The sequence below is a fragment of the Hydrogenobaculum sp. genome, assembly GCF_049967395.1.
Classification (GTDB): domain Bacteria; phylum Aquificota; class Aquificia; order Aquificales; family Aquificaceae; genus Hydrogenobaculum.
This window is the reverse complement of sequence record NZ_JBMFST010000128.1, coordinates 1-647: the sequence shown is the minus strand read 5'-3', so window position 1 is coordinate 647 and position 647 is coordinate 1. Positions and strand designations below refer to the sequence as shown.

1 protein-coding gene is annotated in these 647 nt (G+C 22.7%); it reads right to left on the bottom strand.

The genetic code is table 11. The annotated features are described in order from the left end of the window. Window positions 1-621: DUF2201 family putative metallopeptidase (locus ACP5S8_RS08510; RefSeq protein ID WP_461876505.1), on the bottom strand; the 621-nt coding region annotated here is incomplete at its 3' end. Window positions 622-647: the final 26 nt, after the last annotated feature.

Here is a 647-nt window from a genome sequence, read left to right as displayed (position 1 = left end):
TTTAGCGTTTTTATCAATAAAATCATCAAATTCATCTATTTTATTTGGAGAAACATGAGAAAACGATGACGTTCCTCCAAAACCATCACCCTTTAAAAGTTTTTTAATTTCTTTTATAATTTCACTAATTTTCATAGGTGGGTTGTTTTTCAACATCATTTTTAATATTTCCTCAACACTTTTTTTATCTAAATCTTTGCTTGTTAAGTTAAATTTTGTTTTCATAATTTCTTCGTTTACTAATTGAAAATTTTTAAACTTTGTTGTTCCTATATCTAAATCTTTATTTATTATATAATCAGCAGCGATATTAAAAAGAGTAGATAAATCATTTTTTGAATAATCTTTTATATTATCTATAATTTCCTTTTCCCTTTCTATATGATTTAATAATATATGCTCTAACTCATGTTTTAATATTTTATCTGCTCCATAAATTTCAAATAAAGTGTTTATATTCTTAACATTACCATATATTTTTATTCCACGACCATCAGTGTATATTAAAGCATCAAAGTTTTCATATCTATTGTTATTAGATATTTTATCATCAACATTTATTGAAATCGGTATTCCAATTAAAAGAAATGAAAATATGGCATCATTTTTATCTGACATCATTTTATAAATTGCACCTAAAACTTTAT